This is a genomic window from Streptomyces phytophilus, assembly GCF_013870535.1.
GTDB classification, from domain to species: domain Bacteria; phylum Actinomycetota; class Actinomycetes; order Streptomycetales; family Streptomycetaceae; genus Streptomyces; species Streptomyces phytophilus.
Map to the genome: position 1 here is coordinate 1 of NZ_JACBXC010000338.1, position 5,333 is coordinate 5,333.

The following is a 5,333-nucleotide window of genomic DNA, read 5'->3' on the forward strand; positions in this document are numbered from 1 at the left end:
GGGCGGGCGCTCGACGGTCGGCGACCGGGAGGTGCTGGACCTGGCGGCGGCGGTGGCGTGGGCCCGGTCGCTGGGACACCGGCGGGTGGCGACGGTGGGGTTCTCGATGGGCGGCTCAGTGGTGCTGCGCCACGGCGCGCTGTACCGCGCGGAGGCGCGGGGGGACGAACAGGAGCGCGGGGGGCGCGAGGGGCGCACGGGGGCGTACGGGCGCGCTGCCGCGGGGGGCGGTGGGGACGGCCCGGTGGCTCTCGGCTCGGGCACGGACGGCTCCGTGGCACTCGGCGCCGATGCGCTCGGCGCCGGCGCGGTCCGTACGGGCACGGTCCCGTACGCGGACGCCGTGGTGTCCGTCAGCTCCCCGGCCCGCTGGTACTACCGCGGCACGGCGCCGATGCGGCGGCTGCACTGGATAGTGGAACGCCGTACGGGCCGGGCGGTCTCCCGCCTCGCCCTGAAGACCCGCATCCACCACCGCCGCTGGAACCCCGAACCCCTCTCCCCCACGGCGGCGGTCCCCCTGATCGCCCCGGCCCCGCTGCTGATCGTCCACGGCACCCGGGACACGTACTTCCCCCTGGACCACCCCGAGTCCCTGGCCGCAGCCGCGGCCCCCGGCGCGGCAGAACTGTGGCTGGAGGAGGACTTCGCCCACGCGGAGAACGCGGCGAGCGATGATCTGCTGAAGCGGATCGCGGTGTGGGCCGCGGAGGCGGTCAGCGGACGTAGTCCTTGAGTTCCTCGGTGTCGAGTGCGATGTCCATCGGCTTCGGGAGCGTGACCTTGGCGCCGAACTCGACGGAATGGATGTCGCGGTAGCCCCGGGGCGAGGGGTCGCTGTGCACGGTGAGTGTGCAGGCGTCGCGGTCGATGAGCAGGTAGACCGGAATCCCGGCGGCCGCGTACGCGACAGGCTTATCGTGACGGTCCCGCCTGTTGGTGTCCGAGTCGTACGAGGTCACCTCGACGACCATGGCGAGGGGGGCGGGATCGGCCCAGTCGCCCTGCCCGGCGAAGCTGCGTCTCGGGGCGAAGGCGAGGTCCGGCTTTGCCCGGCCGCCGCGGTACTCCTCCACTTCGAGACCGAGGTCGCTCGTGTACGGCCGCAGGCCGTTCCCACTCCGAACGCACGCTTCCAGCAGCCACCCGACGATCTCGTTGTGATCTCCGTCCGGCACGCCCTTGACCCCGATCCGTCCGTCGATGAACTCGAACCTGACGGCGTCGTTCAGCTTCTCGGCAGCCTTGGCGATCTCCTCGAATTCCTCGACCGTCATCTGCGAGGTGCGTGCCGTGCGCTCTGCCATAACCGTCATGGTGCACCCCCTTCCGGGCCGTTGCCAGTCTCCCTCGCCCGCCCCGGGCCGATCATCGGTCCGGGGTGGAGATCACACGCGTGGGTGACCTAGATCGTTTCTGCTGCCGGCTCCGCGAACTGCGCCTGGTACAGGCGGGCGTACGCGCCCTCCGCCGCCAGCAGTTCCTCGTGCGTGCCCTGTTCCACGATCGCCCCCGCCTCCATCACCAGGATCACGTCCGCGTCGCGGATCGTGGAGAGGCGGTGGGCGATCACGAAGCTCGTGCGGCCCGTGCGGAGTTCCGCCATCGCGTGCTGGATCAGGACCTCGGTGCGGGTGTCCACCGAGCTGGTCGCCTCGTCCAGGACCAGGATCGCCGGTTCCGCGAGGAACGCGCGGGCGATGGTGACGAGCTGCTTCTCGCCCGCCGAGACGCCCGCGCCCTCCTCGTCGATCACCGTGTCGTAGCCGTCCGGGAGGGTCCGTACGAAGCGGTCGACGTGGGTGGCCCTCGCGGCGGCCACGATCTTGTCGTGCGGGGTGCCCGCCGGGGCGCCGTACGCGATGTTCTCCGCGATCGTGCCGCCGAACAGCCACGTGTCCTGGAGCACCATCCCGATCTGCCCCCGCAGCTCCTCGCGGCTCATCTCCGCCACGTCCACGCCGTCGAGCAGGATCCGGCCGCCCGCCACCTCGTAGAACCGCATCAGCAGGTTCACCAGCGTCGTCTTCCCCGCCCCCGTCGGGCCGACGATCGCCACCGTCTGGCCCGGCCGGACCGTCAGCGACAGGTCCTCGATCAGCGGCTTCTCCGGGTCGTACGCGAACGAGACGCCCTCGAACGCCACCTCGCCCCGCACCGGCTCCGCCGGCTTGGCCGGGGTGGCGGCGTCCGGCTCCTGCTCGTCCGCGTCGAGCAGTTCGAAGACCCGCTCCGCGGAGGCGACGCCGGACTGCACCAGGTTGGCCATCGACGCGATCTGCCCCAGCGGCTGGCTGAACTGCCGCGAGTACTGCACGAACGCCTGCACGTCGCCGATCGACAGCGCGCCGGAGGAGACCCGCAGGCCGCCGACGACGGCGACCAGCACGTAGTTGAGGTTCCCTATGCACATCATCGCCGGCTGGATCAGCCCGGAGATGAACTGCGCGCGGTAGCCGGCGCGGAACAGCTCGTCGTTCTCCTCGCGGAAGGTCTCCGCCGCCTCGTCGCGGCGGCCGAAGACCTGGACCAGCGAGTGCCCGGTGTACATCTCCTCGATGTGCGCGTTCAGCTTGCCGGTGGACGCCCACTGCGCCACGAACTGCGGCTGCGCCCGCTTGCCGACCCGCGTCGCCACCGTGATCGACAGGGGTACGGTCACCAGCGCGACCAGCGCCAGCAGCGGCGAGATCCAGAACATCATCGCCAGCACCCCGACGATCGTCAGCAGCGACGTCACGATCTGGCTCATGGTCTGCTGGAGCGACTGCCCGACGTTGTCGATGTCGTTGGTCGTACGGGAGAGGATCTCGCCGCGCTGGTTGCGGTCGAAGTACGACAGCGGCAGCCGCGACAGCTTCGCCTCCACCTCCTCGCGCAGCCGGAAGACCGCCCGCTGCACCACCACGGCCGTCAGCCGCGCCTGCGCGAGCCCGAGGCCCCACGCGGCGGCGTAGGCGAGGGCCGCCCACAGCAGGGTGCGGCCGACGGCGTCGAAGTCGATGCCGTCGGTGGCGCGGGCGGAGCCGGTGTCGACCCGCCCGCCGTAGACGCCGGCGACGACGAGGTCGGTGGCGTGGCCCAGGAGCTTCGGGCCGGCGACGGTGAGCGCGATGCTGGCGGCGCCGAGGGCGAGGATGGCGCGGATCAGGGTGCGGTCGGGGCGCAGGGTGCGCAGGAGGCGGACGGCGGAGCCGCGGAAGTCGAGGGAGCGCTCGACGGGCGGGCCGTTGAACATGCGCATGGGCCCGCCGCCGGCGGGGCGCGGGCCGGGCGGCTGGTTCCCCGGTTTCCCCGGACCTCCCGGAGCCCCGGGACCGCCCTGGTTTCCCCGGCTTTCCCGGCTTTCCCCGCTTTCCTGGTCTCCCGGTTTCGGCGGCTCCTTCGCCGGCGCGCTCATGCCGCCGCCTCCTTCTCGGTGAGCTGCGAGAGCACGATCTCCCGGTACGTCTCGTTCGCCGCCATCAGCTCCGCGTGCGTACCCGCGCCCGCCACCCGGCCCTCGTCCAGGACCACGATCCGGTCCGCGTCGCGGATCGTGGCGACCCGCTGCGCGACGATCACGACCGTCGCGTCCCCGAGCCGGCTCGCGAGGGCCGCGCGCAGGGCGGCGTCGGTGGCGTAGTCGAGGGCGGAGAAGGAGTCGTCGAAGAGGTAGATGTCGGGGCGGTGCACCAGCGCGCGGGCGATCGCGAGGCGCTGCCGCTGGCCGCCGGAGACGTTGGCGCCGCCCTGGGCGACGGCCGCGTCGAGGCCGCCGTCCATGTCCCGTACGAAGTCCGCCGCCTGCGCGGTGCGCAGCGCGTCCCACAGTTCGTCCTCGGTGGCGTCGGGCTTTCCGTATCGGAGGTTCGAGGCGACGGTGCCGCTGAAGAGGTACGGCTTCTGCGGCACGTACCCGATGGCCAGCGCCAGCGCCGCCGGGTCCAGGTCCCGTACGTCCACGCCGCCCACCTCGACGCTGCCCGCGGTGGCGTCGAACAGCCGCGGCACCAGGGCCAGCAGCGTCGACTTGCCGCTGCCCGTGCTGCCGATGACCGCCGTCGTCCGCCCCGGGCGCGCCACCAGGTCGACGTCCGTCAGCACCGGCTCCTCGGCGCCCGGGTAGCGGAACTCGACGCCGCGGACGTCGAGCCGGCCGCGCTCGCGCGGCTCGGCCGCCGCGGGCACCGGGGCCGCGGGCGGGACGACGGACGACTCGGTGTCCAGCACCTCCTGGATCCGCTCGGCGCAGACCTCCGCGCGCGGGATCATCATGAACATGAAGGTGGCCATCATCACGCTCATGAGGATGTACATCAGGTAGGACAGGAACGCCGTCAGCGCACCGACGTCCATGGCGCCGCTGTCGATGCGCCCGGCCGCGAACCAGACGACGGCGACGCTGGAGAGGTTCACCGCGAGCATCGGGGTGGGGAACAGCAGCGCCAGCAGCCGCCCGGCCCGTACCCCCACGTCCATCAGGTCGGCGTTCGCCCTGCCGAAGCGGCGCTGCTCGTGCCCGTCGCGGACGAAGGCGCGGATGACGCGGATGCCGGTGATCTGCTCGCGCATGATGCGGTTCACCTCGTCGATGCGCTTCTGCATGACGCGGAACAGCGGGCGCATCCGGCGCACGATCAGGGTCACGAGGATGCCCACCGCCGGCACGACGACCAGCAGGAGGGACGTCAGCGGGACGTCCTGGTTGAGCGCCATGACGACGCCGCCGGCGCACATGATCGGCGCCGCGACCATCATCGTGAACGTCATCAGGGCCAGCATCTGGATCTGCTGCACGTCGTTGGTGGTGCGGGTGATCAGGGACGGGGCGCCGAAGCGGGCCATCTCGCGGGCGGAGAAGGACTGCACGCGGTCGAAGACGGAGGCGCGCAGGTCGCGGCCGAGGGCCGTGGCCGTACGGGCGCCGAGGAACACCGCGCCGGCGGCCGCGCAGAGCTGCACCACGCTGAAGGCGATCATCCAGCCGCCGGTGCGCACGATGTAGCCGTTGTCGCCGGGGATGACGCCGTGGTCGATGATGTCGGCGTTGAGCGTGGGGAGGTAGAGCGTCGTCAGGGTCGCGATGAGCTGCAGCGCCACGATCCAGCCGATGTCCCGGCGGAAGGGGCGCAGATGAGCGCGGAGGATTCGGACGAGCACGTCCGCAGCGTACGTCGAAGGTTGCCCGGGGCGACGAGAATTTCGCCAGGGGCATGATGGGGGGCGGACCCACCGCGGGCAGGAGTCGAGGAGAGAAGGGGCGGCACGCCATGACGGCCAACGGCACCATCCGGTACTGGGCGGCGGCCAAGGCCGCGGCGGGCACCGCGGAGGAGCCCTACGCGGCGGAC

At 72.1% G+C, this 5,333-nt stretch carries 4 protein-coding genes and 1 pseudogene; 2 read left to right on the top strand and 3 right to left on the bottom strand.

What is annotated here, in order from left to right:
- The coding region (locus tag H5J30_RS16405) for an alpha/beta hydrolase (RefSeq protein ID WP_181788171.1) at positions 1-736 on the top strand (736 nt) is incomplete at its 5' end.
- Here the strand turns inward: H5J30_RS16405 and H5J30_RS16410 are convergent.
- From H5J30_RS16410 to H5J30_RS16420, 3 genes are all read right to left on the bottom strand, one after another.
- Positions 717-1,316, bottom strand: a complete 600-nt coding sequence (locus tag H5J30_RS16410) for a Uma2 family endonuclease (RefSeq protein ID WP_181788172.1) — start codon at positions 1,314-1,316, stop codon at positions 717-719. The two genes, H5J30_RS16405 and H5J30_RS16410, sit on opposite strands and share 20 nt — an antisense overlap.
- 89 nt (positions 1,317-1,405) lie before the next feature.
- Positions 1,406-3,244 carry an ABC transporter ATP-binding protein gene (locus tag H5J30_RS16415; RefSeq protein ID WP_181788173.1) on the bottom strand — a complete coding sequence of 613 codons (1,839 nt, stop codon included), beginning with the start codon at positions 3,242-3,244 and terminating at the stop codon, positions 1,406-1,408.
- Between the two features lie 152 nt (positions 3,245-3,396).
- Entirely contained in the window at positions 3,397-5,142 is a 1,746-nt protein-coding gene (locus tag H5J30_RS16420; protein ID WP_181788174.1) for an ABC transporter ATP-binding protein, read from the bottom strand.
- A gap of 110 nt (positions 5,143-5,252) precedes the next feature.
- Here H5J30_RS16420 and H5J30_RS16425 point away from each other — a divergent pair.
- Positions 5,253-5,333 (top strand): annotated as a pseudogene (locus tag H5J30_RS16425) (MoaD/ThiS family protein); the annotation flags it as partial.